This is a genomic window from Streptomyces sp. NRRL S-1022 (genome assembly GCF_000720135.1).
Classification (GTDB): Bacteria; Actinomycetota; Actinomycetes; order Streptomycetales; family Streptomycetaceae; genus Streptomyces.
Genome location: NZ_JOIU01000043.1, coordinates 13,218 through 39,612, shown reverse-complemented (window position 1 = coordinate 39,612; position 26,395 = coordinate 13,218). Strand labels below are relative to the sequence as shown.

Sequence of the window (26,395 nt, the reverse complement as noted above, 5' to 3'; positions counted from 1 at the left end):
ATGTCACGGCATGACCTAGCGTGGGCCGCATGCCCGATTCGCCTCGCGGAGAGCACGGCCGTCCCCGGTCCCACGCGGACCGCTGGAGGGCGTTCCGGGAGTCCCCCTTCCTGCCCGCCACCGTCCTCGTCCTCATCCTCGCCGCCGCGGCGGGTCTCTTCGCCGGGTCGTACACGTACGCCATGGCCAACCCGACCCCGCACAGCATCCCCACGGCGGTGACCGGCGACCACGACCGGCCCGCCGCCCGGCGCTTCCTCGACGGCATGGAAGAGGCGCTGCACGCCTCCCTGAAGCTGCGCCCGTACGACAGCCGCCGGGACGCGGTGCGGGCGGTGGACGAGCAGAGGGTGTTCGCGGTGGTCGACGCGCCCGCAGGCGGCCGGACGATCACCCTGGACGTGTCCGGGGCGTCCGGCGCGGCGGTCGCCCAGGTGCTCGCCGAGACGGCGGTGAAGGTCGGCAGGGCCACCGGCACCCCCGTGACGGTCCGCGACCTCAAGCCGCTCCAGCGGGGCGATCCGAGGGGCCTGGCGATCTTCTACATCTCGCTCGCCGCGGTGATCGTCGGTTTCGTCGGCGCCATCCAGCTGAGCGTGCACGCGAGGGACCTGAACCCGCTGGAGCGGATCGCGTTCACCGTCGCCTACGCGCTGCTCGGCGGCTTCGTGATCGCAGCGGTGGTGGACTGGCTGCTGGGCGCGCTGAAGCTGCCGTTCGCGGAGTCCTGGCTGATCCTGGCCCTGACGATGTTCACCTCGGGCATGGTGTTCACGATGTTCAACACCCTGCTCGGGCGCTGGGCCATGCTGCCGACCTGGGGTCTGATGGTGCTGCTGGGCAATCCGTCGTCCGGCGGGGCCGTCTCCTGGCCCCTGCTGCCGTCGCCACTCGGCACGATCGGGCGCTGGCTGCCGCCCGGCGGCTCGGTGAACGCCCAGCACACCGCGGTGTACTTCCGCGGCCACCAGCACGCCTTCCCGTTCCTGGTGCTGGCGGGCTGGACGGTCGTCTCCTGCGCGGTGTTCCTGATCTGGCGGCACCGCCACCCCGGCGGCCGGCCGACCGGGGAGGCGCCCGCGTCCTAGGGGGTGCGCTGCGCGGGCGGGGCGGGCGGGGTCTGGGGGACGGGCTCGGGGTGTCTGCGGGCCGGGCCGTCGCCCAGGGCGATCGACCTCGCGGTGTTGGAGACGGCCTTGATGCCCAGGTAGGCGGTGGTCGTGCTGCTGACGGCGGTGAACGCGGCGGTGAGGACGCCGACGACGACCGCCTTGTCCCCGTCGAGCCGCCACACGCCGACGACCGCGACCGCGGCGACCGCCAGATTGCTGACGACGACCGCGAGCAGCCCGTACCGGGCCCGGTCCTTCTCCAATTCGGTGTCCCGGATGGCTCCGGCCTCGTCCCGGCTCATGTCTCCCCCCGCCCCCGCGCACCACGCGCGGCCCGCCTGAACGTAGCGCCGGCCGGGCGTGGTGCCAAGGCGTCACCGCACGTCGACGTAGTCCTCCGCGCCGTCGCCCACGAAGTGCCTGCTGTCGGGGTACAGGAAGACGGGCACCCAGGTGCCGTCCTGCCGGGCCGTGAAGCCCTTGCTGAAGGATCCGGTGCTCTTCGTGGTGACCGTGGCCATCAGGTACCAGCTCTTCGCACCCTTGGGCCGGAAGAGGATCTGCACCTTCCTGGCGCCGTACGCCTTCCACGTGCCGGAGCCGACCGCGCGCTCCTGGAGCACGCCCTTGACGGTGATGGTCCTGCCCTTGGTCACCGGCTCCGGGGACGCGCCCGCGTCCTTGATCCGCGTGAGCGCGCGGTTGCGGCGCAGGCTGCTGCTGGTGGCGCCCTTGATGTCCTTGGTGCCGGAACCGGCGTAGCGCAGGCGCCAGTAGCCGTCCGTGTAGCCGGGGATCCTGTCGGCGGTGAACTGGGAGCCGAAGCCGGCCTTCACGGTCTTCTTCGTGCTCCAGCCGGTCTTGCCGTCCGGCGAGTACTGGATGTCCACGGCGGCCTGGTCGTTCACGTCACGGCCGGTCAGTTCGAGCGTGCCGGTGACCTTCAGCTGCGCGTACTTGTCCAGCGACGCGGTGAAGCCGGTGAACTTCGTCGTCGCGGTGACCGCCACGGTGACGTCCGCCGTGCTGTGCTGCGCGAACGGCGTGTACGACGTGAAGGCGATCTCGTAGACGCTCTTGGATCCGTAGGGCGTCCGGACGAAGGAGAAGCGGCCGTTCGCGTCGGTCGTCGCGCCGACCGGGCTGCAGGTGCTGCACTCCTTGTAGTCCATCTCCAGCGGGATGCCGGACAGCGGCTTCCAGTCGGCACCGCTCTGGTACTGGAGCGTGCCGGTGACAGCGACCTTCTGGCCGGTGGTGACGTGGAAGCCGCTCTGGTCCAGGACCATCCGGGTGGGCGCGGCCTTCGGCCAGACCTGGACCGGAGCGGCGGCGGCGAAGCCCAGGCCGCCGTCGTAGTCGGCGGAGATCCAGCCGGCCTGCTCCAGCCGGTGCGGGACGGCGAAGTGCCCGGCCTCGTCCGTGACGGTGGTCGTCCGCGCGCCGCCCCCGTCGAACGAGAGGTTCACGGTGGCCCCGGACAGCGGCGTGGTCTCCCGGGTGCCGGGGTCGCGGACGACCATGTCGCCGGCGGCCGTGACCGTCTGGTGCTCGATGTCCGGCTCGCCGGGCGTGACGGCGAAACCGCTGAACACGGGCTGCTTCGCGTAGTGCAGCGTGCCCGCGTTCTGCTCGACGGTGGTCTCGCCGGAGCCGTCGGTGGCCTCCACGTCGACCGTGTAGTCGCCGAGGGCGTCCAGGTGGATCGGCTGGGACGCCCAGACGGCGTCCCACGAGCTGGACTCGTACCGCTTGGTGAAGTCGGTGATCGTGGCCACCGGCGCGTCGGCCGCGCTGCTGCCGGCCGGACGGAGCCTCGCGACGAGCCTGCTGACCTCGCCGCTGAAGTTGAGGCGTACGTCGAGGACCGACCAGTCGGCCTGGTCGCTGTAGGCGTCCCGGACGGTCGGGCCCGCGGCGTGGGCGGTGCCGGGGAGGGCGAGCGTGGCGATCAGGACGGCCCCGGCCGTCACCAGCCCTCTGGAGATCTGTCTCAAGTACCCCCCTCAGGGTCCCTGTAGGGCGAGCCGCGCTCCCCGAGGGAGCGGGTTCTCGCCAAATGTGGCCTGATCGTACTGGCCACCTTCGCGGGCTAGCCGAGGAGGGCGGCGATGTCCTGCGGTGACCAGTGGTCCGTGGCGCCGGGGCAGGCGGCGACATAGGAGGCGACCGCGTCCAGGTCCCACGCGCCGGCGGAGAGCAGGCCAGCGGCCAGGAAGCGGACGTAGGCGGCGGAAGGCGGGATCCACGGCACGTCGTGCATCCCCCACGGCGCCGTGAAGGTCAGGACCGGCATGCCGTCCACCTGGCCGGCGCAGACGAGCGTCTCGTAGCGGCCCTCGCCCAGCACCGCGCGCCCCCGGCTGAGGACGTCCGCCAGGTCGAGGTCCGCACCCGGCGTCCGGTACATCTCCTGCGCGGCGATGTCGGCGAACTGGCCGGCGGTCACCAGGTGCGCCCTGGCCAGCACCCGTCCGTTCCCGGCCGGGTCGTAGAAGGCGCGCCCGCCTCCCCACACCGGTGACCTGGTGGCGAAGTACATCGCACCGGTCAGCTCCACGGGGATCGACCGGGCCGGCATGGCGGGGTCGCGGCACCCCGGGTACGCCACGGCCCCGCCGGGCGGGCACCCGCCCCGGAGGTAGGCGGCCAGCCGGTCCAGGTGCGTGTTGGAGCCGTAGGACGTGTACCAGACACGCTCGGGATACCAGTCGAGCGGCAGAGTCGGATCGATGCTGGGTAGGGCCTTCACCTGGCGGTACTCCGTCGGTGTCCCGGGGGCATGGCTCGTGCGGCGGGTATGAAAGAGGCCCTCTCCACGATCGTGGAGAGGGCCTCTGCCCTGGTGAGGGCGGCTGTGGCTGGGGCCGGGGTCGAACCGGCGACCTTCCGCTTTTCAGGCGGACGCTCGTACCAACTGAGCTACCCAGCCACGGTGTTTCACGTGAAACACCAGCGGTCCTGACGGGATTTGAACCCGCGGCCTCCACCTTGACAGGGTGGCGAGCACTCCAAACTGCTCCACAGGACCAAGCGTGTGTGCAACAGTGTCGCACACGGTATTGCGTGCCCCCAACGGGATTCGAACCCGTGCTACCGCCTTGAAAGGGCGGCGTCCTAGGCCGCTAGACGATGAGGGCTATCGGCCCGCCTGGGCGCTTTTCAGCGCGTCGGGGACGTGAGAAGCATATGGGATGGCGGCGGGTATCGCCAAAACGGTTTACGGCGAGGTGGCGGAGGCGGCCGGCGAGGGGGCGTGCGAGGCGCTCGTGGCCCCCGGCGAGGGGGAGCGTGAGGCGCCCGGGCCGCCCGGCTGGTTCTCGTCCGCCAGATGGCGGCTGACCTCGGCCGTGGTCAGCCCCAGACCCCCCAGCCTGATCGCGTCCCAAGCCTGCAGCCGGTGGCTGTCCCGGTCGAAGTAGAGGATCGAGGCCTCGATCGGGGCGGGGTACGTGCGCTCCACGGCACGCAGCCCGCTGCCGCCGGTCGACCCCTCCATGCGCAGCCGGGTGCCGTAGGGCAGCAGCTCCGTCCCTTCGTGGTGCAGGTGCCCGCACAGCACCAGCGGCACCTCGCCGTCGGTCTCCCGCGCGGCGGTCGGCTCGTGCGCGACCGCCACGTCCACCGGGGAGCCGGCCGTCCGCTGGTCGTGCAGGGAACTGGCCAGCCGGGCGCCCGCCAGCTGCTCGGACGCCTCGCCGCCGGGCACCGCCGAGCGGTCGGGGGTGAACTGCGGATCGCCGATGCCCGCGAACCGCAGGCCCGCCACCGTCCGGGCCCGGCCGTCGTCCAGGACGTGCACGTTCTTCATGCGCTCCAGGTAGCGCTGGGTGGTCCGCGAGTCATGGTTGCCGCGCACCCAGACGTACGGCAGGCCCAGGTCCCGGACCGGGTCCAGGAAGCCGTTCTCCGCCGCCGTGCCGTGGTCCATCGTGTCGCCGGAGTCGACGATCACGTTCACCTGGTACTGCTTCACCAGTGAGCCGATGATCTTCCAGGCGGCCGGGTTGAGGTGGATGTCCGACACGTGCAGGACCCGGATGGTGGAGGGGTCCGGCCGGTACGCCGGGAGCGTGGACGTGACGTCGTAGAGCTTCGTCACGTTCGTCACCAGGCGCGCCAACTCCTTCTGGTACACGTCGAATTCCGTGACGATGCTGCGGGCGTTGCCCACCACGGACGGCGCCGAGCTGAGCAGCCCGGAGAACCTCGGCTCCAGGACCGACTTCGGGTTCCAGGTGGCGTACGCCGACGCGCCCGAGGCGGCCAGCAGGGCCAGGGCCAGCCCGCCGGCGGCCAGCGCCCGGCGCGGGCGGCGGTAGACGGCGAGGCCCAGGGCGGTGGCCCCGGAGACCACGGCGACGCACGAGCGCACGGCCAGGTCCAGCGTGCCGTGCTCCACGTCCCGGACGACCTCGTCCTGCAGACCGGAGATCCGCTCCGGGTGGTCCACCAGCGCCTGCGAGCGCAGCGGGTCGAGCTGGTCGACGTTCACGTCCAGCCGGACGGGGGCCGCGTGGCTGTCCAGGGTGAGCGCGCCCAGCGGCGACACGTTGATCTTCGTTCCGCCGCTCAGGGAGGGGCGCAGTGCCATCGTCGTGTCCATCGGGCCGACCGGGGCCCGGACGTTGCCGACGATCAGCAGCCCCAGCCAGGCGCCGGCCAGGACGACCGCGGTGAGGCCGAGGGCGCGCAGCCAGGGCCGGGGGCGGGCGGCGAGTTCGAGGGTGGGCAGCGGGCGGGTGCGGTGCGAGATCCGGTCGGGCATGGTGCTCAGGGCTGCGAGGGGGGCGCGGGCCATTGGTGCCGTATGCCCGGACGCCACGGTGGATATGCGGCACCGTTACCGGACAATGGCCCTGTGCTGGAGATGACGCGCGAGGAGTTCGAGGAACTGGTCGCCGAGGCGCTCGACCGGATCCCGCCGGAGCTGACACGGCTGATGGACAACGTCGCGGTGTTCGTCGAGGACGAACCGCCCGCCGACGATCCCGAGCTGCTCGGGCTCTACGAGGGCACCCCGCTGACCGACCGGGGCGAGTGGTACGCGGGTGTGCTGCCGGACCGGATCACCGTCTACCGGGGGCCGACGCTGCGGATGTGCGAGAGCCGCGAGGACGTGGTCGCCGAGACCGAGGTGACCGTCGTGCACGAGATCGCCCACCACTTCGGTATCGACGACGCCCGGCTGCACGCTCTCGGATACGGGTGACCCGGGGCGGGGGCGATGCGGGCGGCTCGCGTGTCCTCTTGTGGGCGGCGGGAGTTGGGGAGGTTGACTTCTTTCCTTGTCCCCGGAGGTGGCCGCCGTGCGCCCCTTGTACGTACCCGTCCGTCTCGCCGCCGCGGTCCTGGCCGTCACCGCCGCCGCCGGCTGCGTGAACGTGGGCGACGACGCGGGCCGGGCCCGGCCCTCCCACCCGGCGGGCCGGCGCGGCGGCGAGGCCCCCGACGGCGTCCCGGTGGCCGGTGTGGGCGGCCTCGCCCGTGAGGGGGGCGGCGCGGGGGACGGCAAGCACGGGCACGGCGGGAAGGCGAAGAAGGGCAAGCCGGCCTCGGCGTCGGCCACCCCGTCGGCCGCGGGCAGCGTCTCGCACGCGCCGGCCGAGCCGGGCCGGACCGTCCAGCCCGGGGACCCGGAGCCGACCGGGGACCAGCCGACGCCTCCCGTGACCTCCGCCCCGCCCGAGCCGCCGGCCACCACTCCGCCGCCGCCCGTCACGGAGCCGCCGTCGGCCGAGCCGTCCTCGTCGGCGCACGAGGAGACCGGGCCGCAGCTGGTGCAGCGGGAGCCGGCGCCCCGGGCGGGGGTGCCGGCGTAGGGCGTGACCAGCGTCTCCATGGACCGGTTTGCCTTCAGGGGTGGGAGGTGCGTATGGTGGTAGATCGTTTGATCCCATTTGCCCGGCGCCATCGCAGAGAGCGCCGTGTGGCGCGTACTCTCCTTTGCCGTGGCGGACCGCATTGAGGCGGTCGTGAGCGAAACACGGAGTTGACGGGCGCGTGCCGAAGAGACTCCGGAAGGTTTCCCATTCGCATGTCCGTGTCCAGTACTGACCAGATCGTCGTGTCCGAGAACGACAACGAGTTCGAGAACGAATTCGTCGACGTGACGACCGAGGTCACCGAGGCCCCCGAGGCCACTGACACCACCCCCCAGTCCCCCCAGATCACCTTCGCCGACCTCGGCCTCCCCGAGGGCATCGTGCGCAAGCTCGCGCAGAACGGCGTGACGACCCCCTTCCCGATCCAGGCCGCGACCATCCCGGACGCCCTGGCCGGCAAGGACATCCTCGGCCGTGGCCGCACCGGCTCCGGCAAGACCCTCTCCTTCGGCCTGCCGACCCTGGCCCAGCTGGCCGGCGGCCGGACGCAGAAGCACAAGCCCCGCGCGGTCATCCTCACCCCGACCCGCGAGCTGGCCATGCAGGTCGCCGACGCCCTCCAGCCGTACGGCGACGTCCTCGGCCTGAAGATGAAGGTCGTCTGCGGCGGCACCTCCATGGGCAACCAGATCTACGCCCTGGAGCGCGGCGTCGACATCCTCGTCGCCACCCCCGGCCGGCTGCGCGACATCATCAACCGCGGCGCCTGCTCCCTTGAGGACGTGCAGATCACCGTCCTGGACGAGGCCGACCAGATGTCCGACCTGGGCTTCCTGCCCGAGGTCACCGAGCTGCTCGACCAGGTGCCGGCCGGCGGCCAGCGCATGCTCTTCTCCGCCACGATGGAGAACGAGATCAAGACCCTGGTCGACCGCTACCTGAACGCGCCCGTCCTGCACGAGGTGGACGCGGCCCAGGGCGCGGTGACGACCATGTCGCACCACATCCTCATCGTGAAGCCCAAGGACAAGGCGCCGGTCACCGCCGCGATCGCCTCCCGCAAGGGCCGCACGATCATCTTCGTCCGCACCCAGCTGGGCGCCGACCGCGTCGCCGAGCAGCTGCGCGAGGCCGGCGTGAAGTCCGACGCGCTGCACGGCGGCATGACCCAGGGCGCGCGCACCCGCACCCTGGCCGACTTCAAGGACGGTTACGTCAACGTCCTGGTCGCCACCGACGTCGCCGCGCGCGGCATCCACGTCGACGGCATCGACCTGGTCCTGAACGTGGACCCGGCCGGCGACCACAAGGACTACCTGCACCGCGCCGGCCGTACCGCCCGTGCGGGCCGGACCGGCACGGTCGTCTCGCTGTCCCTGCCGCACCAGCGGCGCCAGATCTTCCGCCTGATGGAGGACGCCGGCGTCGACGCGGCCCGCCACATCATCCAGGGCGGTGCCGCCTTCGACCCGGAGGTCGCCGAGATCACCGGCGCCCGCTCGATGACCGAGGTCCAGGCCGAGTCCGCCGGCAATGCCGCCCAGCAGGCCGAGCGCGAGGTCGCCCAGCTCACCAAGCAGCTGGAGCGCGCGCAGCGCCGCGCGACCGAGCTGCGCGAGGAGGCCGACCGGCTGGTCGCCCGGGTCGCCCGCGAGCGCGGCGACGACCCGGAGGCCGCGGTGGCCGAGGCTCAGGCGACGGCGGCGGAGCAGCTCGCCGTGGCCGAGGAGCCCGTGGAGCGCGAGACCGAGCGCGAGGAGCGTCCGGCGGCTTCGGCGCCGTACGAGCGCCGGGAGCGTCGTGGTTTCGAGCGCCGTGACGACCGCCGTGACGACCGGGGCGGCCGTGGCTTCGAGCGCCGTGACGACCGCGGCGAGCGGGGCGAGCGCCGTCCGTTCGACCGTGACCGTGGTTTCGAGCGCCGTGACGACCGCCGGGACGACCGGGGCGGCCGTGGTTTCGAGCGTCGTGACGACCGCCGGGACGACCGCGGTGGCCGTGGTTTCGAGCGCCGTGACGACCGCCGGGACGACCGCGGTGGCCGTGGTTTCGAGCGCCGTGACGACCGTCGCGACGACCGGGGCGGCCGTGGTTTCGAGCGCCGTGACGACCGTGGCGAGCGGGGTGACCGGGGCGAGCGCCGTCCGTTCGACCGTGACCGCGCCCCCCGTGGCTTCGAGCGCCGTGACGACCGGGGCGGCTTCCGCCGGGACGAGCGCGGCGGCCACCGGGGCAGCGACCGCCCGTTCAACCGCGACCGCCGCGACGACCGCCCGGGCTTCCGCTCCGGCGGCCACGAGCGCCCCTACGGCCGCCGTGACGACCACCGTGGCAACGGCTCCTTCGGCCGCCGCGAGGACAAGCCGCGCTGGAAGCGCAACGGCTGACGCCTGGTGAGGCAGTGAGCCAGTGAGGCAAGGGCCCGTACGACACCGTTCGTACGGGCCCTTCCGCATGCCCGGGGCCGGTATCCGGTCACACGGGTGGCGCATGTCACGTCCCGGGACAGGGAATTGCTGGGGGCATGACAGATGACCCGAGAGCGGCCGGACCGTCGGACGAGGAACGGCTGGCCCAGCTCGGTTACACCCAGGTCCTCGCCCGCCGAATGTCGGCGTTCTCGAACTACGCCGTCTCCTTCACGATCATCTCGGTGCTGTCCGGCTGTCTGACCCTCTACCTCTTCGGCATGACCACGGGCGGCCCCGCCGTGATCACCTGGGGCTGGGTCGCGGTCGGCCTGATGACCCTGTTCGTGGGCCTGTCGATGGCCGAGATCTGCTCGGCCTACCCGACCTCGGCCGGCCTGTACTTCTGGGCCCACCGCCTGGCGCCCCCGCGTTCTGCGGCGGCCTGGGCGTGGTTCACCGGCTGGTTCAACGTGCTGGGCCAGGTGGCGGTGACCGCGGGCATCGACTTCGGCGCGGCCTCCTTCCTGGGCGCCTGGCTGAACCTCCAGTTCGGCTTCGAGGTGACCCCGGGCCGCACGGTGGCCCTGTTCGCGGCGATCCTCGTCCTGCACGGCCTGCTGAACACCTTCGGCGTGCGGATCGTCGCGTTCCTGAACAGCGTGAGCGTGTGGTGGCACGTCCTCGGGGTCGCGGTGATCGTCGCCGCGCTCGCCCTGGTGCCCGACCACCACCAGTCGACGTCCTTCGTCTTCACGCACTTCGTCGACAGGACCGGCTGGGGCAACGGGCCGTACGTGGTGCTGCTGGGGCTGCTGATGGCCCAGTACACCTTCACGGGTTACGACGCCTCCGCCCACATGACGGAGGAGACCCGCGACGCGGCCACCGCGGGCCCGAAGGGCATCGTCCGCTCCATCTGGACCTCCTGGATCGCCGGCTTCGTCCTGCTCCTCGGCTTCACCTTCGCCATCCAGTCGTACGACAGGGAACTCGCGTCCCCCACCGGCGCCCCGCCCGCCCAGATCCTCATGGACGCCCTCGGCGCCACGGCCGGCAAGCTCCTGCTGCTGGTGGTGATCGGCGCCCAGCTCTTCTGCGGCATGGCCTCCGTGACCGCCAACAGCCGCATGATCTACGCCTTCTCCCGGGACGGCGCGCTGCCCTTCTCCCGCGTCTGGCACACGGTCAGCCCCCGCACCCGCACCCCCGTGGCGGCGGTCTGGCTGGCCGCACTGGGCGCGCTGGCCCTGGGCCTGCCGTACCTGATCAACACGACGGCCTACGCGGCGGTGACGTCGATCGCGGTCATCGGCCTGTACATCGCGTACGTCATCCCGACCTACCTGCGTGTCCGCAAGGGCAGCGCGTTCACCCCCGGCCCCTGGCACCTGGGCCGGTGGTCGGGTGCCGTCGGGATCGTCTCGGTGACCTGGGTCGTGCTGATCACGGTCCTCTTCATGCTGCCCCAGGTCTCCCCGGTCACCTGGAAGACCTTCAACTACGCCCCGGTGGCCGTCCTGGTCGTCCTCGGCTTCGCCGCGACCTGGTGGCTGGCCTCGGCCCGCCACTGGTTCCTCGCCCGGCGCCCCGCCCCGGCCCCCATCCCGGCCGAAAAGTAACCATCCCCCCGATCCCGTCACCCCCGACGCGGCCGTGTCACCGATACCCGATCGGCGACACGGCCCTGTCCGGCTATGCTCGGACAGGCACCATCGCACGGGCCGTTAGCTCAATTGGCAGAGCAGGGGACTTTTAATCCCTTGGTTGTGGGTTCGAGTCCCACACGGCCTACCGCAAGACCCCAGGTCAGCGCTTGTCCGGCCTGGGGTCGTCCGTTGTCACGAGCCGCTCCACCGCCGCCGTCACCAGGGCGTCCCGTTCCGGTCCGGTGAGGACCTCGGGCAGGGTGAGCTGTTCGACGATGAGCCAGTTCAGGGCCAGGTAGAGGAGTTTGACGGCCGTGGCGTCGCCGGGCAGGCCGCTGGACTCGTGGTAGGCGACGTTGGCGGCGAGGTCGGCGCGGACGCGCTCGGTGAGGATCGCGCGCAGTGCCGGCCGGCGGGTGGCCTCCAGGCGGAGTTCCAGCAGGGCGAGGTAGCCGGTGCGGAAGGAGGCGACGCGGCCGACGAGTTCGCGCATCAGCCCGGCGTAGGTGTCCCGGTCCCGGTCGGCGGTCCGGTGCCGTTCGAGGGTCGCCTCGTCGGGCTGGAGCCGCTCGTAGACGCGGGCGCCGGCCTGGGTCAGCAGGTCGTCGCGGCTGCCGAAGTAGTTGGACGCGGTGCCGGTGGGCACGGCGGCCTCGGCGTCCACCGCCCGGAACGTCAGCCCCCGCGCGCCCTCCCGGGCCAGCACCTCGATCGCCGCGTCGACGAGTGCCGCGCGCCGCTGGTCGTTGCGTCTCACCATGGGTCTCGGCTCCGGATGCGCTGGGATCGGGTCGTCACTCCGGGCAGAGTACTACGGGTGCAGTGGTGCGAGGGGTGCCGGTGCGGGCCGGGGGGCCTGGTACGCCCGGGGCGCCCGGTACCTCCGCAGGAAGGCACTCACCCCGCCCCTGAGCAGCCGGCCCACCGCCAGACCTGAGCGGTGCCGGGCCGCCGGGGCCGGGGCTCAACCCGCCGTCAGTTCCGCCAGGGGCAGCGTGTGCTGGGTCTGGAGGACCTTCGCGCGGAGGTAGCGGACGTTGTGGGCCGTGGGGAAGACTCCGGTCGGTACCCGGTCCCGGACGGTGAGGCCCAGCGAGCGCAACTGCCCGGCCTTGTCGGGGTTGTTGGACAGCAGGTCCAGCTCGGTGACGTCGAGGGCGGTGAGCATCTGCGCGGCGGCCGTGTAGTCGCGGGCGTCCTCCGGGAGGCCGAGGGCGGCGTTCGCCTCGTAGGTGTCGAGGCCCTGGTCCTGGAGGGCGTACGCGTCGAGCTTGTTGTAGAGGCCGATGCCCCGGCCCTCCTGGCGGAGGTAGAGCAGCACGCCGCCGCGGGCCGCGATGCGCTCGACGGCCTCCCGCAGCTGCGGGCCGCAGTCGCAGCGGGCCGAGCCGAAGACGTCACCGGTCAGGCACTCGGAGTGCAGCCGCACCAGCGGGACCGGGCCGGGGTCGCCGAGGACGAGGGCGAGGTGCTCCCGGCCGTCGGTGAGGCCGTGGAAGGTGACGAGTTCCGCGTCGGCGCCGTAGCCGTCGGCGAAGCGCAGCGGTACCCGGACGCGGGCGCGCGGGGTGGCGGCGGGGATGTCGGGCATGCGGGTCCCTCCGGGCAGGTGCTTCAGATTTGAAGCAGTGTTTCGCAGGGACCCTACATCTGCTTAAAAGTTAAAGCAATCTGCTACGGCGAGCAGGGCGAGCGGCGCCGCCAGGGGAGGTCCCCCGCACCGGACCCCGCGTCCGCGTCCTGCAGTCCGCGCGCGATGCCCGTACAGATCTCCTCCAGCTGCGCCACCTGCTCCGGCGTGAGCCGGTCGAACAGCGCGGCCCGCACCGTCTCGACGTGCCCGGGCGCCGTACGCTCCAGTACGGCCATCCCCTCGTCCGTCAGCACCGCGAACGAGCCGCGCTTGTCCTGGCTGGAGTTCTCCCGGCGCACCAGGCCGTCCCGTTCCAGCCGGGTCACCGCGTACGTCAGCCGGCTGCGGGTGATCTTCAGTGTCTCGGCCAGGTCGGTCATGCGCAGCCGCCGCCCGGGGGTCTCGGAGAGGTTGGCCAGCACCGTGTAGAACAGGTGCGGCATGCCGCCCTCCTGCTGGAGCTGCCGGTCGATCGCGTCCTCCAGGAGGCGGGAGGCGGCGATGTAGGCGCGCCAGGCGCGCTGTTCCTCCGGGGTGAGCCAGCGGGTCGTCATGCCGCCAGTGTAGGTTTGTTTCAAACTTGAACCAAGTCGAACAGCGCCCTACATGCCCTGCCAGCCCCCCGCCCCCGGAAAAGAGTGCGCGCCGATGCCCCTGCCGTACGTGCTGCTGTCCGCCGCCGTCTCCCTCGACGGCTACCTGGACGACACCGGCCCCGAGCGGCTGCTGCTGTCCAGCCCGGCCGACTTCGACCGGGTCGACGCGGTACGGGCCTCCGTCGACGCCATCCTCGTCGGCGCCGGCACGATCCGCGCCGACAACCCCCGCCTGCTGGTCAACTCGGCCGAGCGGCGCGCGGCCCGCACGGCGGCGGGCGAGCCGGAGTACCCGCTGAAGGTCACCGTCACCGCCACCGGCGACCTCGACCCGGCCGCCCATTTCTGGCACACCGGCGGCGAGAAGCTCGTCTACACCACCGACCGCGGCGCCGAACGGGCCGCCCGCCTCCTCGGGCGCACCGCCGACGTCGTCCCGCTCGGCCCCGCCCTGGACTGGCGCGCCCTGCTGGAGCACCTGCACGACGTGCGCGGGGTCGGCCGGCTGATGGTCGAGGGCGGCGGCACCGTCCACACCCAGCTCCTCCAGCAGGAACTGGCCGACGAGCTCCAGCTGGTCCTCGCCCCGCTCTTCGTCGGCGATCCCGCGGCGCCCCGCCTCTTCGGCCCGGGGGCCTATCAGCCGGGCCGGCTGCGCCTGCTCGACACCGGCCGGATCGAGGACGTCGTGCTCATGCGGTACGTGCCGACGGCCCCCGGCACCGGCCCGCTGCCCACCGCCGCGGACCGCCACTGGCTGCGCACCGCCTGCGAGCTGGCCGCGCAGTGCCCGCCCTCGGAGACGGCGTTCAGCGTCGGGGCGGTGGTGGTGGCCGCCGACGGGACGGAGCTGGCACGCGGGTACTCGCGGGAGGGGGCCGATCCGGTGGTGCACGCGGAGGAGGCGGCGCTCGCGAAGACCGGTCCGGCCGATCCCCGGCTCGCGGGCGCCACGGTGTACAGCAGTCTGGAGCCGTGCGCCCGGCGGGCGTCCCGGCCGGCGCCCTGCGCGGAGCTGATCCTGCGGGCGGGGGTGCGCAGGGTCGTCACCGCATGGCGTGAACCTGACACGTTCGTCCACGCGGCCGACGGGACGGGGGTCCTGGTCGCCGGGGGTGCGCGGGTCGTGGTGCTGCCCGAGCTGGAGGAGCTCGCCAAGGCGCCGAACACTCACTTGTCGTGAGCGCCGGCCCGCCCGTCAGGGGGTCCCTGGCGGGCGGGCGCCGGAAACACTCAGGGCCCGGAATCCACTGGATTCCGGGCCCTGAGTCTTCAGTAGCGGGGACAGGATTTGAACCTGCGACCTCTGGGTTATGAGCCCAGCGAGCTACCGAGCTGCTCCACCCCGCGTCGTTGTGACTCCAGTGTACGCCATGCGCGGGACCACTCGCACACCCCTTTCGGTCCACCGGGCTCGCCCGCTCTCCCGGGGCCCGGAAACCTGGAGGTACGTCGGACATGTGGGAGACACGCGGTGCGCCCAGGGATGGTGGAGGAGAGCCCGTACGCCAGGGCGGGCGGCCGGCCTCCCGGTGATCCCGTGCCCGGCCCGGGACCGGACGCCGGACCCGCGCCGGCGCGGGTCCCCCGCCGCCCGGGGCCGCGCGGCCCGGCCCGTGCGCTGCCCGTGCTGCTCGTCGTCTGCGGGGTGCTGTACGGCCTGCTCACCCCGGAGGACTTCACCCCCGTCCCTTTCTTCACCGCCGCCCCGCTGGCCGCCGCGCCCCTGTCCGCGCTGCGCACCACCGCGCTCACCGGCCTCGCGGCCCTGGCCGCCGCCTACGCCGTGCACACCGACGCCGGTGCCCACCCGACCGTGGGCACCGTCACCGACGTGGCCACCGTGGCCACGGTCGCCCTGCTGGCGGCCGCCATCAACCGGGTGGTCCGGCGCGGCGACCGGCAGCTCGCCTCCGCCCGGGAGATCGCCGAGGCCGCCCAGCGGGCCGTCCTGCCCGAGCCCGCCGCGCGGATCGGCGGCTTCGAGATCGCCGCCTGCTACGAGGCGGCCCAGCGGGACGCGTTCATCGGCGGCGACCTGTACGCGGTGCAGGACAGCCCGCACGGCGTCCGGCTGGTCGTCGGGGACGTGCGCGGCAAGGGCATGGGCGCGGTGGCCGCCGTCGCCGTGGTGATCGGCGCGTTCCGGGAGGCGGCCGAGCAGGAGGCCACGCTGGAACAGGTGGCCGAACGGCTGGAGCGGGCGCTGGCCCGTGAGGGCACCCGGCGCGACGGGATCGACGCGTTCGAGGGGTTCACCACCGCGGTACTCGCCGAACTCCCGCACGGCGCCGGGCCCGTACGGATCGTCAACCGCGGCCATCCGCCGCCGCTGCTGCTGCACGCCGACGGCACCCTGCGCACCCTGGCCCCCGCCGAGCCCGCGCTGCCGCTGGGCATGGGCGACCTGGGCCGGTGGCCGGACCGGGCCACCGAGGTCTGCTTCCCGGGCGGCGCCACCCTGCTCTTCCACACCGACGGCCTCTCGGAGGCCCGGGACGCGCACGGCCGCTTCTACGACCCCGGGCGGCGGCTCGCCGGGCACACCTTCCCCGGCCCGGCCGCGCTGCTCGGCCGGCTCGCCGCGGAGGTCCGCCGGCACTGCGGCGGCGGCATGACCGACGACATGGCGCTGCTCGCCGTACGACGGCCATGACGGCCATGACGGGCAGGACGGTCGTCACCGACGGTGACCGGGTGAGCGCCCTGCGCGTAACATCTGAGTCACCATCAAAACCTGAAGTGGCTGCTGAACTTTTCCAAGGTTCGGTCAACTCGCCCGGTTTGGCGCGGTAGCAGGCGATAAATGCGCCGGTGAGGACGGGAACGATCAAGCCGAACAGCTTGGAAAGTGACTGGCAGGTCTATTAACGTTCGATAACGCAGCGCGGTCGTCCCAGCCGTCACCAGAGGCGGCTCCGTGCGCACGCGCCGAATCCCGCGAGGGAACCGGGGAACCACCACCTTGGGGTGAATCACGCGAATGCCGTCGTGCACTCATGGAGTCCACGACCGGTATACGCGCGTAGGAGACCTTCCTGCTCCGAACCCGTCAGCTAACCCGGTAGGCGGAGGAAGGAAAGGAGTACGCCCGCGTGGCGTCCAACCGGCCTGCCCCAGAAGCCCCGTTCATACCGGCCCAGCGTGAGACCGAGACCTTCGGTTACGGCTCCTACCGCGCCGAGGAGGGCACCTGGGAGGAGTGGAACCCGACCGAGGAGTCCGTCGCCCCGGTCCGTGGCCGGCACCGCGTCGCCAAGCAGCGCGGCGGCTTCGCGCGCAGCTCCACCGTCCTCGGCGTCGGCGTCATGGCCGCGGTCGGCGCGGGCGGCATGGCCAGCGCCAACACCGGCAAGCCGCCGGTCTCCATCTCCCTTCCCGACCTGCCCTCCGTCGGCTCCCTCTTCCACGAGGGCTCCGGGGACACCCCGGCCGCCGAGGCCACCACCACGCTCAGCAGTGTCGGCGTGGCCACCGCCGACGCCGAGGACGGCACCGACGCGGGCGAGGCCCTGCGCAACCGGATCATGGCCCAGGCCGAGCAGCAGCAGGGCCAGGCCGACAGCAAGGCCACCGCCGTCGCGCTCGCCGCCGCCGAGAAGCAGGCCGCCGACGCCGCCGCCCAGGCCGAGAAGGAGGCCGCCGCCAAGGCCGCCGCGGCCAAGGAGAAGGCGAAGGCCGACGCGGAGAAGAAGGCCGAGGAGGCGCGGCTGGCCCGGCTGGCCAAGCAGTACACGCTGCCGACCTCCTCCTACACGATCACCTCGACCTTCGGCCAGGCCGGTTCGATGTGGTCCTCCGGCTACCACACCGGTCTGGACTTCGCCGCCCCCACCGGCACCCTGATCAAGGCCGTCCACAGCGGCACGATCACCGAGGCGGGCTGGGCCGGCTCCTACGGCTACCGGACGATCCTCACCCTGGACGACGGCACCGAGCTGTGGTTCTGCCACCAGTCCTCGATCAACGTCAAGGCCGGCCAGAAGGTCTCCACCGGCGAGGTCATCGGCCGCGTCGGCGCCACCGGCAACGTCACCGGCCCGCACCTGCACCTGGAGGTCCACCCCGGCGGCCAGCCCACCGGGATCGACCCCATGGCGTGGCTGCGCGGCAAGGGCCTCACCCCCTGACGTCCCGTCCCGCACGGGACACTTTGCGGGAAATTGACGCCGGTAGCGGGATGCGATCTTCCGCTTCCGGCGTTGACCTGTCGTATGACGTCACTTCGTAAACTGGGTTCTTCCGATCTTGAGGTCTTCCCGCTCTCCCTGGGCGGCAACGTCTTCGGCTGGACCGCGGACGAACAGACCTCCTTCGCCGTCCTCGACGCCTACACGGCGGCCGGCGGCAACTTCATCGACACCGCCGACGCCTACTCCGCCTGGGTCGAGGGCAACAAGGGCGGCGAGTCCGAGACGATCATCGGCAAGTGGGTCAAGGCCCGCGGCAACCGCTCCGACGTCGTCATCGCCACCAAGGTCAGCCAGCACCCGGAGTACCAGGGGCTGTCCGCCGCCAACATCAAGGCCGCGGCCGACGCCTCCCTGCGCCGCCTGGACACCGACTACATCGACCTCTACTACACCCACTTCGACCAGCCCGAGGTGCCGGTCGAGGAGATCATCGGCGCGCTGGACGAGCTGGTGAAGGCCGGCAAGGTCCGGCAGATCGCCGCCTCCAACATCACCCCCGAGCGCCTGAGCGCCTCCCTGGAGTTCTCCGACCGCGAGGGCCTCGCCCGCTACGTCGCCCTCCAGCCGCACTACAACCTGGTCTCCCGGGACACCTACGAGGGCCCGCTGCAGGACCTCGCCGCCCGTGAGGGCCTGGCCGCCGTCCCGTACTTCTCCCTCGCCTCCGGCTTCCTCACCGGCAAGTACCGGCCCGGCACGACCGTCGACAGCGCCCGCGCCGGCGGCGCCGAGAAGTACGCCGGCACCGAGCGCGGCCGGCGGGTCCTGGCGGCCCTGGACGAGATCGCCGCCGCCCACGAGGCCCCGGTGGCCACCGTCGCCCTGGCCTGGCTCGCCGCCCAGCCGACGATCACCGCGCCCATCGCCTCGGCCCGGACGGTGGAACAGCTGCCGGCGCTGCTGGGCGTGGCCGAGCTGACGCTGACGGACGCCGAGGCGGCCCGGCTGACGGAGGCCTCCGCCTAGGACCGCCCCTGTGGATCACGCGGTGCCGCGGGTCCCGGCACGCCCGTCCGCGGCACCGCGCCCCGCCCGGGCCGGCGCGGTCCAGAAGACACCCGTCAGGTCCGGTACGGGTTGTACGCGGCGTACGGCACCACCGGATACCCGTAGGGCGCCGCCCCCCAGCGCACCGGCACCGGTACGGAGGCCCGGCTCGCGTACTCCAGGGCCGGCCGGGCCACCTGCCTGCGCCGCCACAGCTCGTCCAGCAGCTCCCGCTCCCGTACGACGAAGTCGGGGCCTGCCTTCCCCGCCCGGCCCCGGTGCCGCAGGAGGGCCAGCGAGGTGGCGTACGCCTCGTACCGGGCGACCTCCCGCGCCGCCGGGCGCCCGTGGTGGTGCCGGGCGTAGTCCCGGGCCATCCGCCGCGCCCGCATCGACCCCAGCGCGAACGGCTCGGCCGGCCCCAGCCACCCGGCCAGCACGTACGCCGGCAGCTCCGCCCGCACCGTGCGCAGCTCCCGCTGCCGGGTCCAGACCGCCAGCCAGGTCAGCAGCGCGAACGCGGGCACCATGAAGGCGCCGTAGACGGCGAAGAAGCCGTACTCGCCGAAGGTGGAGGAGCCGTTCCAGAAGGCGTGCATGCCCATGGCGAGCAGCAGGCCGCAGACCGGCAGCAGGACCCGCCGCACATGCTGCCGCTCGGCGGACAGCGCGGCGATGCCGAAGCCGATGCCGGTGAGCACGGTGAACAGGGGGTGCGCGAACGGGGACATCACGATGCGCACGAAGAAGGTGGCGGCGGTGACGGAGGCGATGCCGCGGTCGCCGGTGAGCTGGTCGGTCCCGAAGGCCGTACCGAGGTAGAGGATGTTCTCGGTGAACGCGAAGCCGGTGGCGGTGACCCCCGCGATCACCACTCCGTCCACTATGCCGGTGAAGTCGCGCCGGCGGAACAGGAAGACCAGCAGCACGGCGGCGGCCTTCGCGGACTCCTCGACGACCGGGGCTATCACCGTGGCGCCGAGCGTGTCGGCGCCGGCCGGGTCGGCGGTGGAAGTGGCTATCCACTTCGTCGCGAAGCTGTTGGCCACGATGGCTATCAGTGCCGCGGCGCAGGCTCCCCAGGCGAAGGAGAACACCAGGTTGCGCCAGGGGCCGGGCTGCACCCGGTCCAGCCAGCGGAACGCGGCTATCAGCCAGGGCACGGGCAGCACGGCCAGGCCGAGCCCGACGAGGAAGCCCTCCGTGCCGGTCTGCCGCCGCACCAGGGCGAGGATGACCAGGCCGGACAGGGCCAGCAGGGAACTCAGTGCCCCGTACCGCACCCACCTGCGTTGCCACCAGTGCGGGTGGCGGAGCACACCGTCGCCGGGGCGCGGCGGATACGTCGGAAACGGAGGACTGGTGGCCACGGCATCGACCCTAACGGTGGCGGGGCGAGGGGCTGGAGCGGATCAACGGTCCTGCACGGCGGCGCTGTGCGGGACACGCCGGAACAGCAGGTCTCTCACCACATGTCCCTTGTCCAGTCCCTGTCCCTCGAAACGGGTCAGCGGCCGGAAGCCGGGGCGCGGCGCGAAGCCGCCGTCCGCCTGGGTGTTCTCGAATCCGGGGTGCGCGGTGAGCACCTCCAGCATCTGCTCGGCGTACGGCTCCCAGTCGGTCGCGCAGTGCACGATCGCGCCGGGCCGCAGCCGGGTCGCGGCGAGCGTCAGGAACTCGGGCTGGATGAGCCGCCGCTTGTGGTGCCGCTTCTTGGGCCACGGGTCGGGGAAGTAGACGCGCAGTCCGTCCAGCGCGTCCGGGCGGAGCATCTCCCGCAGCAGGATGATCGCGTCGCCGTTGCCCACCCGGACGTTGGACAGCCCGCCCTGGTCGGCGAGGTTCAGCAGGTTCCCCTGGCCCGGGGTGTGCACGTCGACGGCCAGGATGTTGGTGTCCGGGTCGCCCGCGGCCATCCGCGCGGTGGCCTCGCCCATCCCGAAGCCGATCTCCAGGACCACCGGGTGGTCGTTCCCGAACAGCTCGCCGAGGTCGATCACCCGCTGCCCGTCGATGTCCAGCCCCCACGTGGGCCACAGCCGCTGCAGCGCGTCGGCCTGCCCGGCCGTCACCCGGCTCCGCCGCGGCTGGAAGCTGCGGATCCGCCGCTCGAAGTGCGACCCGGCCGGGTCCGCCTTGGGCCCGTCGGGAAAGCGCGGCTCCCCCTTGGCCCGGGTGTGCCGGACGGGGACACCGGGGGCGTGGGGTGCCGAGGGCGGGGCGTCGGGGGTGTTCAGGGAGTCAGACACAGTACGACCGATTTTACGGCGCCCCGCGCGGGTGCCCGCTCAGCCGGCCGCGGCGAGCATCTCCAGCGCCCGGCGCCCGATCTCCCGCCCGATCGGCAGGGACGCCGTCGCCGCCGGGGACGGGGCGTTGAGCACGTGCACCGCCCGTGCCCCCTCCCGGATCAGGAAGTCGTCCACCAGCGTCCCGTCCCGCAGCACCGCCTGCGCCCGCACCCCGGCGGGGGCCTTCACCAGGTCCCCGGCCTCCGCCGCGGGCAGCAGTCTGCGCACGGCCTCCAGGAACGCGCCCTTGGACACCGACCGGTGCAGCTCGCCCGCGCCGTACCGCCAGTGCCGCCGGGCGATCGCCCACGATCCCGGCCACGCCACCGTCCCGGCCAGCTCCCGGGGGCGGACGACCCCCCAGCCGTACCCCTCCCGGGCCAGCGCCGGCACCGCGTTCGGGCCGATGTGGACGCCTCCGTCGAACCCGCGCGTCAGGTGCACCCCGAGGAACGGGAACGCCGGGTCCGGCACCGGGTACACCAGTCCCCGCACCAGCTCCGGCCGCGCCAGCTCGTAGTACTCCCCGCGGAACGGCACGATCCGCACCCCGGGGTCGTCGCCGGTCAGCCGGGCCACCTCGTCGCAGTACAGCCCGGCGCAGTTGACCAGCACGCGCGCGCGTACGACGTCCCCGCTCGCGGTGAGCACGGCCACGCCCCGCTCCGGGCGCCGGTCCACCCGCACGACCTCGGAGCCGTACCGGATCTCCGCCCCGGAGGCCCGCGCCAGCTGCCGGGCGACGCCCACGAAGTCGCACACCCCGGTCGTACCGACGTGTATGGCGGCGAGGCCCCGCACCTCCGGCTCGTACTCGGTGATCTGGGCCGGCCCCAGCTCCCGCACCGGGATGCCGTTCTCGCGGCCCCGCTGCACGAGCGCGTGCAGCCGGGGCAGCTCCTCGCGCTCGGTGGCGACGATCAGCTTGCCGGTGACGGCGTGCGCGATGCCGTACTCGGCGCAGAACTTCACCATCTCGGCGGCGCCCCGCACCGCGTACCGCGCCTTGAGGGAACCCGGGCGGTAGTAGATCCCGCTGTGGATGACCCCGCTGTTGCGGCCCGTCTGGTGCCGGGCCGGGCCGGGCTCCTTCTCCAGCACGGTCACGCGCGTACCCGGCGCGGTCCGCGTGATCGCGTACGCGGTCGACAGCCCGACGATCCCCCCACCGACCACGAGCACATCACAGTCGTACGCCCCGGCCCGCACCTGCACCACCTCCGCCTCCGATAGTGCACTGCGCCACTGACAGTCCCTTCAAACACCGGGGTGCGGCAGCACCGCCCGGGGGCGCGGGGCCGTGTCTCCGTGCGGCCGCACCGCCTGGGCGCGACAGGCCACGGACCACCCGCGGTCGCCCGGTCACCTCGGATCGGCAGGCGCCGAAGCGGCGCAGCCCTACGCCGGAGCCATCAGCAGCGGCCGTGCCCGCTCCCGCAGCTCCACCACCTGCGGCTCGTCCCCGTAGGGCTCCAGCCGGTGCAGCAGGTCCTTCACGTACTCGGTGGTGCGCGCCGAGGAGATCCGCCCGGCCACCTCCACCGCCCGCACCCCCTGCTCGCACGCCGCGTCGAGATTGCCGGACTCCAGCTCGGCCACCGCGGACACGACCAGCCGCAGCCCGTGCGACCGCACGAACTCCTCCGTCGGCTTCGACAGGGCCTGCTCGGTGAACCGCCGGACCTGCCGGGGCGCCTTCAGGTCCCGGTAGCACTCCGCGGCGTCCGCGGCGAACCGGTCGTACCCGTAGAAACCGAGCCACGACGGATCGTGGTCCCCGGGACGGGACCGCTCCAGCCAGCTCTCGGCCGCCTTCAGCGCCGTGCCCGCCGCCTGCGCGTCGCCCGCACGCGCGTGGGCCCGCGCCTCGACCAGCCGGAAGAAGCTCATGGTGCGGGCGGTCGCCAGCCCCCGGTTGCGCTCCAGCGCGGCCTGGGCGAGGTCCACGCCCTCGTCCCCGAAGCCCCGGTACGTCGCCTGGAGCGACATCGAGGCCAGCACATAGCCCCCCAGCGGGACGTCCGCCGCCGCGCGCGCGAGCCGCAGCGCCTGGATGTAGTACCGCTGCGCGGCCTCCTGCTGCCCGGTGTCGAAGGCCATCCACCCCGCGAGCCGGGTCAATTCCGCGGAGGCGCCGAACAGGGCGCGGCCGACCTCGTCGGAGTAGGAGCCGAGCAGCAGCGGTGCCGCCTCCACCCGCAGGCACTCCGGCACCATCGACGAACGCCAGTCCCCGCCGCCGTACTTGGAGTCCCACCGCCGCGCGTCCTCGGCGGCCTCGCGCAGCTTCTGCACGTCGCTGTGGCCGACTTTGATCGGTGCGCCCGAGCCCTCCCCGGAACCCGCCTCCCGCGCGACCGAGCTGTCGGCGGGGGTTATCAGCCAGCGTGAGGCGGGCGTTGCGTATGCGCTCACTGCGAACGACCCGGCCAGGGACTGCCAGATGCCGCCGGAGCCGGCGCGGCGGCCGGCGAGGTCGAGGCGGTACAGCTCGGTCGCCGACTTGACCGCCTGCCCCACGTCCCGGGGGAAGGCGAGGCCGACTTCGGGCGCGGGATCCGCGTCCGCCAGGCCGATCTCGTGCAGCGGCACCGGCCGGCCCAGCTTCTGGCCGATGGCGGCGGCGATGAGGTGCGGCGCCGCACCCTGCGGCACCATGCCCTTCGACACCCAGCGCGCCACCGACGTCTTGTCGTAGCGAAGCGTCAACCCGCGCTGGGCGCCGAGGTCGTTGACGCGACGCGCGAGACCCGCGTTGCTGATTCCCGCGAGGGCGAGAACGGCGCCGAGTTTCTCGTTCGGCCCGCGTTGCTCCCTGGACATGCGCCACCCCTCGACACAGACGGCTGCCGTACTGGCATAACCACGCGGCATTCGTAAACCCAGCGTAGTTCGCCGCATCCCAAGCGTTAAGGGGCATTGTTCCGGTTGGCGGGATTGTGGTCGGTACGCAGGAGCGGCCCCCTACGCACCGTGCACGGACTGTCGCCGCGTGCCCCCGCGCGTGTGGCCGTGCGCCCGTCCGTGCGCTCTTCTCCGGCCACCGGGGGAGCGGTTCCATGGCTCCTGCGTGGGTCGGCCCGCTGTACTGGATCCAGTGGGCTGGGGGACACCGCCACCTTCATCCCCGCGGGTGGCGGACCGGTCCGGGAGGCGATGCCCGCCTCCCGGACCGTGCGCGCTTTCGCGTGGCCGGGTGCTCCGCGAGCCTGTACGGAGCGTGCTCATCTCAGGTGCCTCTCCAGTTATTTGGCCGAAAATCGACCCCGGCTCGTTGCGGTGAATTGCCGCTCCGACCATGCAACTTGACGGCGCTAAGGGCGGTTTGGGGGAGCGCATTGGGGGCGCATTCGCGCCGTGCCGCTCGGCCCCCGTCCGGACCGATCCCTTCCGCAGGGGTCGTGCGACCCTCAACTTCCCTGGCCCGCGCGGTGAACTTCCCTCGATCGAAGGCGGTGCCGCCGCCCCTCCTCGGCGCGCCCTTCATGGCAGCATGGGGAACCGGTTCGTACGGTGCACTGGTTGTCCACAGCCTGTGGAGGCGTCGATGCGGTGGTTGGTGGGGTGGAGCAGCACCGCCGCGGGCGCCGCCGGTATCGGCACCGCGGGGGCCGTCGGCCACGACGGCGAGACCGTGCATCCGGTCGGCTCCCACCTCCTGTGGGGCGACCCCGATCCGCTGTGGGCCGTGGGCGACTGGCGCCCGGACGAGGTGCGCGTGGTGCACGCCGACGCCCAGCACCGCATCGCCGTCCTCGGCATCTGCGGCGCCACCGACGAGGAGCTGCGGCGCGGCCTGTTCACCGCGCGCGGGGGCGCGCTGCGCCACCTGACCACCTGGCCCGGCAGTTACACCGCCGTCGTCCAGGCCGGCCGCCGCATCACCGTCTGCGGCGATCTCGCGGGCGCCCGGCCGGTGTTCTACACCCCGTGGGCCGGCGGCACGGCCTACGCCACCGCCGCGCTGCCCCTCGCCGACCTCGTCGAGGCCAACCTCGACTTCACCCACCTCGCCGCCCTGCTGGCCGCCCCGGACGTACCGGCCGCACTGCGCGACACCACCCCGTACGACGGCGTACGGCGGATCCCGCCGGGGCATGCGCTGGTGCTGCGCGCCGGGGCACGGGAGATCGCCGGGTACGAGCCGGTCGCCTCCCTCGCCGTCGCCGCACCCCCGGCCGACGCCGACCACGCCGTGGACGCCGTACGCGACGCCCTCGTGGAGGCGGTCCGCACCCGGCTGGCGGCACCCCGGCACGTGCCCGACCTGGACCCCGGACCGGTGCCCGGCATGGGTCCGGCCGAGCGGCGCGCCGCGCGCGGGATGCCGGTCCCCGGCATCGGCGCCGACCTGTCCGGCGGGCCCGCCTCCGGCACCCTCGCGCTGCTGGCCGCGGGGCTGCCCGGCAGACCCGGCACGCTCCTCGGCCACGGCACCACGGGAGCGGGCGAACGCCTCCTCGCCGTCACGTTCAACGATCTGGCCGTGACCGGCCGCGAGGCCGAACTCCAACGCGCCGGGGTGCTGGCCGCCGATCCCCGGCTGCACCACGTGGTGGTCACCGGCGGCGAGGAGACCCTGCCGTACGCCGACCTCGACGGCCCCCTGACCGACGAACCCGGCCCCTCCCTGGTCGTGGCGGCCCGGCACCGCGCGCGGCTCGCCGCCGGCAGCGCCGACCACTTCACCGGCCACGGTGCCCGCCAGGTCCTGGACGCCCACCCCGCCCGCCTCGCCGACCTCCTGGTCGACCGCCGGCGACGCCACCTGGTCCGGCCGGTCGCCGCGCTCGCCCGTGCCGACGGCTCGGTCCTGGTGCCCGCGCGCGTGTACGGCGCGGCCCGGCGGCTGGCCCGCACCCCCTACCGGGCGGGCCTGGAGGTGCTGGCCGAGCGGCTGATGCGGCGCCGCTTCGACGAACCCAAGGGGGCGGTCGACGCGTCCCTCGCCGCGCTGGCCTGGGCCAGACCCGGGCCCGCCGCCCGGTGGCTGACGGGAGAGGCGCTGGCTGAAGTATCGGTTCTGCTCCAGGCGGCGGCCGACCGCTCCGGCACCGGCGCGCTGCGCCCCGGCGACTACCGCGCGCGTGCGGCACTCGCCCGGCATGCCGCCGACCTGCGCGTGCTGGAACAGGCCGCGGAGATCCGCTCCCAGCGCCTGCACGCGCCGTTCCTCGACAACCAGGTGGTCCGCGCCTGCCGCGACCTCCCGGAGGCCCTGCGCGTCCGGCCCGGCGCCCGCGCCGCGATCCTGCGCACGGTCCTGGAGGGCGCCGGCGTCACCGACCTCCCGGCCGGCTGGGGCACGCCCTCCCACGCCTCGACGACGGCCGCCGCGCGCGCGGGGCTGCGAGCCGCGGCCGACCCCCTCATGGACCTCTTCGCCACCCCCCTGCTCGCCGACGCCGGCCTGGTCGAGGCCCGCGTCGTCCGCAAGGCCGTGCGCTCCGCCGCGGCCGGCGAGCCGCTCCCCCTGGACGGCCTGGCCGACCTCATCTCCCTCGAACTCTGGCTCCGCCGCCTCCTCTCCCGGCGGGGCACCTGCTGGACGGGCACGCCCACCCGCTCCCGCGCGGTCCCCTCGGGGATCCAGCCGAGGAGGAGCGCGCTGACACCGGGGGCGTGAACGGTGGCCGGGCCCGTCCGGTGCCCGCCCGTCGTGGGGGGCTGGTGGCGCAGTTCCCCGCGCCCCTGGGGGAGC

At 73.3% G+C, this 26,395-nt stretch carries 21 protein-coding genes, 5 tRNA genes and 1 riboswitch; of the genes, 11 read left to right on the top strand and 15 right to left on the bottom strand.

The window, feature by feature from the left end:
• The first annotated feature begins 29 nt into the window (after positions 1 to 29).
• Positions 30 to 1,088, top strand: a complete 1,059-nt coding sequence (locus IG05_RS0138885; protein ID WP_030348841.1) for a membrane protein — start codon at positions 30 to 32, stop codon at positions 1,086 to 1,088.
• On the opposite strand, the gene IG05_RS0138880 is transcribed toward IG05_RS0138885, so the two are convergent.
• From IG05_RS0138880 to IG05_RS0138850, 7 genes are all read right to left on the bottom strand, one after another.
• Positions 1,085 to 1,414 carry a hypothetical protein gene (locus IG05_RS0138880; protein ID WP_030348840.1) on the bottom strand — a complete coding sequence of 110 codons (330 nt, stop codon included), beginning with the start codon at positions 1,412 to 1,414 and terminating at the stop codon, positions 1,085 to 1,087. The two genes, IG05_RS0138885 and IG05_RS0138880, sit on opposite strands and share 4 nt — an antisense overlap.
• Positions 1,415 to 1,486: 72 nt before the next feature.
• A complete protein-coding gene (locus IG05_RS0138875) occupies positions 1,487 to 3,109 on the bottom strand; it encodes a hypothetical protein (RefSeq protein WP_234336228.1) in 1,623 nt (540 codons plus the stop codon).
• Between the two features lie 95 nt (positions 3,110 to 3,204).
• Positions 3,205 to 3,864, bottom strand: coding sequence for a hypothetical protein (locus IG05_RS0138870; RefSeq protein WP_030348838.1), 660 nt, complete (start codon positions 3,862 to 3,864; stop codon positions 3,205 to 3,207).
• 106 nt (positions 3,865 to 3,970) lie between these two features.
• Positions 3,971 to 4,044 (bottom strand) — tRNA-Phe (locus tag IG05_RS0138865).
• Between the two features lie 24 nt (positions 4,045 to 4,068).
• Positions 4,069 to 4,143 (bottom strand) — tRNA-Asp (locus tag IG05_RS0138860).
• A 36-nt stretch (positions 4,144 to 4,179) separates the two neighbouring features.
• Positions 4,180 to 4,252, bottom strand: a tRNA-Glu gene (locus tag IG05_RS0138855).
• A gap of 80 nt (positions 4,253 to 4,332) precedes the next feature.
• On the bottom strand, positions 4,333 to 5,913 hold the full coding sequence (locus IG05_RS0138850) for a metallophosphoesterase family protein (RefSeq protein WP_030348837.1): 1,581 nt from the start codon (positions 5,911 to 5,913) through the stop codon (positions 4,333 to 4,335).
• Positions 5,914 to 5,973: 60 nt separating this feature from the next.
• Between IG05_RS0138850 and IG05_RS0138845 the strand changes: the two genes are divergently transcribed.
• The 5 genes from IG05_RS0138845 (at position 5,974) to IG05_RS0138825 (ending at position 11,139) form a co-directional block, all read left to right on the top strand.
• Positions 5,974 to 6,324 (top strand): metallopeptidase family protein, encoded by a 351-nt coding sequence (locus IG05_RS0138845; RefSeq protein WP_030348836.1) that lies wholly within the window; start codon positions 5,974 to 5,976, stop codon positions 6,322 to 6,324.
• A 97-nt stretch (positions 6,325 to 6,421) separates the two neighbouring features.
• Positions 6,422 to 6,934: a hypothetical protein gene (locus tag IG05_RS0138840; protein ID WP_030348835.1), complete on the top strand. Its 513-nt coding sequence runs from the start codon at positions 6,422 to 6,424 to the stop codon at positions 6,932 to 6,934.
• A gap of 215 nt (positions 6,935 to 7,149) precedes the next feature.
• The gene (locus IG05_RS0138835) at positions 7,150 to 9,324 is read left to right on the top strand and encodes a DEAD/DEAH box helicase (protein WP_030348834.1); all 2,175 of its coding nucleotides are present in this window, start codon (positions 7,150 to 7,152) and stop codon (positions 9,322 to 9,324) included.
• Positions 9,325 to 9,461: 137 nt separating this feature from the next.
• On the top strand, positions 9,462 to 10,967 hold the full coding sequence (locus IG05_RS0138830; protein ID WP_030348833.1) for an amino acid permease: 1,506 nt from the start codon (positions 9,462 to 9,464) through the stop codon (positions 10,965 to 10,967).
• A 99-nt stretch (positions 10,968 to 11,066) separates the two neighbouring features.
• Positions 11,067 to 11,139: transfer RNA gene (locus IG05_RS0138825), tRNA-Lys, on the top strand.
• Positions 11,140 to 11,154: 15 nt separating this feature from the next.
• Here IG05_RS0138825 and IG05_RS0138820 read toward each other — a convergent pair.
• From IG05_RS0138820 to IG05_RS0138810, 3 genes are all read right to left on the bottom strand, one after another.
• Positions 11,155 to 11,754, bottom strand: coding sequence for a TetR/AcrR family transcriptional regulator (locus IG05_RS0138820; protein ID WP_030348832.1), 600 nt, complete (start codon positions 11,752 to 11,754; stop codon positions 11,155 to 11,157).
• Between the two features lie 204 nt (positions 11,755 to 11,958).
• Positions 11,959 to 12,585 carry a GTP cyclohydrolase II gene (locus tag IG05_RS0138815; protein WP_030348831.1) on the bottom strand — a complete coding sequence of 209 codons (627 nt, stop codon included), beginning with the start codon at positions 12,583 to 12,585 and terminating at the stop codon, positions 11,959 to 11,961.
• 83 nt (positions 12,586 to 12,668) lie between these two features.
• Entirely contained in the window at positions 12,669 to 13,181 is a 513-nt protein-coding gene (locus IG05_RS0138810) for a MarR family winged helix-turn-helix transcriptional regulator (protein WP_030348830.1), read from the bottom strand.
• 94 nt (positions 13,182 to 13,275) lie between these two features.
• On the opposite strand from IG05_RS0138810, the gene IG05_RS0138805 reads away from it, so the two are divergent.
• Positions 13,276 to 14,406 (top strand): dihydrofolate reductase family protein, encoded by a 1,131-nt coding sequence (locus tag IG05_RS0138805; protein ID WP_030348829.1) that lies wholly within the window; start codon positions 13,276 to 13,278, stop codon positions 14,404 to 14,406.
• A 93-nt stretch (positions 14,407 to 14,499) separates the two neighbouring features.
• Here IG05_RS0138805 and IG05_RS0138800 read toward each other — a convergent pair.
• A tRNA-Met gene (locus tag IG05_RS0138800) sits at positions 14,500 to 14,573 on the bottom strand.
• Between the two features lie 136 nt (positions 14,574 to 14,709).
• Between IG05_RS0138800 and IG05_RS0138795 the strand changes: the two genes are divergently transcribed.
• The 3 genes from IG05_RS0138795 to IG05_RS0138785 all read left to right on the top strand — a co-directional run bounded on the left by IG05_RS0138795 (position 14,710) and on the right by IG05_RS0138785 (position 18,382).
• Complete coding sequence (locus IG05_RS0138795; protein WP_030348828.1) at positions 14,710 to 15,879, top strand: PP2C family protein-serine/threonine phosphatase; 1,170 nt, start codon at positions 14,710 to 14,712, stop codon at positions 15,877 to 15,879.
• Positions 15,880 to 16,142: 263 nt separating this feature from the next.
• Positions 16,143 to 16,311, top strand: a riboswitch (cyclic di-AMP (ydaO/yuaA leader).
• A 7-nt stretch (positions 16,312 to 16,318) separates the two neighbouring features.
• Positions 16,319 to 17,353, top strand: a complete 1,035-nt coding sequence (locus tag IG05_RS0138790; RefSeq protein WP_030348827.1) for a M23 family metallopeptidase — start codon at positions 16,319 to 16,321, stop codon at positions 17,351 to 17,353.
• Between the two features lie 84 nt (positions 17,354 to 17,437).
• The gene (locus IG05_RS0138785) at positions 17,438 to 18,382 is read left to right on the top strand and encodes an aldo/keto reductase (RefSeq protein ID WP_030348826.1); all 945 of its coding nucleotides are present in this window, start codon (positions 17,438 to 17,440) and stop codon (positions 18,380 to 18,382) included.
• 95 nt (positions 18,383 to 18,477) lie between these two features.
• Here the strand turns inward: IG05_RS0138785 and IG05_RS0138780 are convergent, their stop codons facing one another.
• The 4 genes from IG05_RS0138780 to IG05_RS0138765 all read right to left on the bottom strand — a co-directional run bounded on the left by IG05_RS0138780 (position 18,478) and on the right by IG05_RS0138765 (position 23,517).
• Entirely contained in the window at positions 18,478 to 19,773 is a 1,296-nt protein-coding gene (locus IG05_RS0138780; RefSeq protein ID WP_030348825.1) for a PrsW family intramembrane metalloprotease, read from the bottom strand.
• A gap of 42 nt (positions 19,774 to 19,815) precedes the next feature.
• A complete protein-coding gene (gene trmB, locus IG05_RS0138775) occupies positions 19,816 to 20,652 on the bottom strand; it encodes a tRNA (guanosine(46)-N7)-methyltransferase TrmB (RefSeq protein WP_030348824.1) in 837 nt (278 codons plus the stop codon).
• A 39-nt stretch (positions 20,653 to 20,691) separates the two neighbouring features.
• Positions 20,692 to 21,912 (bottom strand): L-2-hydroxyglutarate oxidase, encoded by a 1,221-nt coding sequence (gene lhgO, locus IG05_RS0138770; protein ID WP_030348823.1) that lies wholly within the window; start codon positions 21,910 to 21,912, stop codon positions 20,692 to 20,694.
• A 180-nt stretch (positions 21,913 to 22,092) separates the two neighbouring features.
• Positions 22,093 to 23,517 carry a hypothetical protein gene (locus IG05_RS0138765; RefSeq protein ID WP_030348822.1) on the bottom strand — a complete coding sequence of 475 codons (1,425 nt, stop codon included), beginning with the start codon at positions 23,515 to 23,517 and terminating at the stop codon, positions 22,093 to 22,095.
• Positions 23,518 to 24,241: 724 nt separating this feature from the next.
• Between IG05_RS0138765 and IG05_RS0138760 the strand changes: the two genes are divergently transcribed.
• On the top strand, positions 24,242 to 26,320 hold the full coding sequence (locus IG05_RS0138760) for an asparagine synthase-related protein (protein ID WP_030348821.1): 2,079 nt from the start codon (positions 24,242 to 24,244) through the stop codon (positions 26,318 to 26,320).
• Positions 26,321 to 26,395: the final 75 nt, after the last annotated feature.

What these genes read in the sequence shown, in the direction of transcription:
- IG05_RS0138885 (WP_030348841.1), top strand. Translation starts at nt 30, where the DNA reads ATGCCCGATTCGCCTCGCGGAGAGCACGGCCGTCCCCGGTCCCACGCG.
- IG05_RS0138880 (WP_030348840.1), bottom strand. Translation starts at nt 1,414, where the DNA reads ATGAGCCGGGACGAGGCCGGAGCCATCCGGGACACCGAATTGGAGAAG.
- IG05_RS0138850 (WP_030348837.1), bottom strand. Translation starts at nt 5,913, where the DNA reads ATGGCCCGCGCCCCCCTCGCAGCCCTGAGCACCATGCCCGACCGGATC.
- IG05_RS0138835 (WP_030348834.1), top strand. Translation starts at nt 7,150, where the DNA reads ATGTCCGTGTCCAGTACTGACCAGATCGTCGTGTCCGAGAACGACAAC.
- IG05_RS0138830 (WP_030348833.1), top strand. Translation starts at nt 9,462, where the DNA reads ATGACAGATGACCCGAGAGCGGCCGGACCGTCGGACGAGGAACGGCTG.
- IG05_RS0138820 (WP_030348832.1), bottom strand. Translation starts at nt 11,754, where the DNA reads ATGGTGAGACGCAACGACCAGCGGCGCGCGGCACTCGTCGACGCGGCG.
- IG05_RS0138815 (WP_030348831.1), bottom strand. Translation starts at nt 12,585, where the DNA reads ATGCCCGACATCCCCGCCGCCACCCCGCGCGCCCGCGTCCGGGTACCG.
- IG05_RS0138810 (WP_030348830.1), bottom strand. Translation starts at nt 13,181, where the DNA reads ATGACGACCCGCTGGCTCACCCCGGAGGAACAGCGCGCCTGGCGCGCC.
- IG05_RS0138805 (WP_030348829.1), top strand. Translation starts at nt 13,276, where the DNA reads ATGCCCCTGCCGTACGTGCTGCTGTCCGCCGCCGTCTCCCTCGACGGC.
- IG05_RS0138795 (WP_030348828.1), top strand. Translation starts at nt 14,710, where the DNA reads ATGGTGGAGGAGAGCCCGTACGCCAGGGCGGGCGGCCGGCCTCCCGGT.
- IG05_RS0138785 (WP_030348826.1), top strand. Translation starts at nt 17,438, where the DNA reads ATGACGTCACTTCGTAAACTGGGTTCTTCCGATCTTGAGGTCTTCCCG.
- IG05_RS0138765 (WP_030348822.1), bottom strand. Translation starts at nt 23,517, where the DNA reads ATGTCCAGGGAGCAACGCGGGCCGAACGAGAAACTCGGCGCCGTTCTC.
- IG05_RS0138760 (WP_030348821.1), top strand. Translation starts at nt 24,242, where the DNA reads ATGCGGTGGTTGGTGGGGTGGAGCAGCACCGCCGCGGGCGCCGCCGGT.